The sequence below is a fragment of the Micrococcus sp. GbtcB5 genome (genome assembly GCF_019091605.1).
Taxonomy (GTDB): Bacteria; Actinomycetota; Actinomycetes; order Actinomycetales; family Micrococcaceae; genus Micrococcus; species Micrococcus luteus.
On record NZ_JAGXJK010000124.1, the window covers coordinates 1 to 330 of the forward strand.

The 330-nt window shown below is 74.2% G+C and carries 1 protein-coding gene; it reads right to left on the minus strand.

Features of this window, described 5'->3' with window-relative positions; all coding sequences use genetic code 11:
* Nucleotides 1-118 precede the first annotated feature (118 nt).
* A partial coding sequence (locus KVS67_RS11730; RefSeq protein ID WP_217565421.1) for a helix-turn-helix domain-containing protein occupies nt 119-330 on the minus strand: 212 nt, incomplete at its 5' end.

A 330-nucleotide genomic window follows, 5' to 3' on the forward strand; every position in this document is an offset into this window, starting at 1 on the left:
CCGTGCCGGAATACCACCTGGTCACCGAGGCCGGCGACGACGGCACCCCCCGGATGCGTGTGGAGCGGGCCACCCGGGACTGACCGGGGTGGCCCGCTCCACGGCAGGGCGGGGGGCGTCAGCGCGTACGCTGACGCAGACGCTGCAGGTCCAGGATGACCACGGCGCGGTTCTCCAGGCGGATCCAGCCGCGCTGGACGTACTCGGCCAGGGCCTTGTTCACGGTCTCGTGGGACGCGCCCACCAGCTGGGCGAGCTCCTCCTGCGTGAGGTCGTGCGCCACCAGCAGGCCGTCCGTGGCCGGCCGGCCGAAGCGGTCCGCGGGGTCCA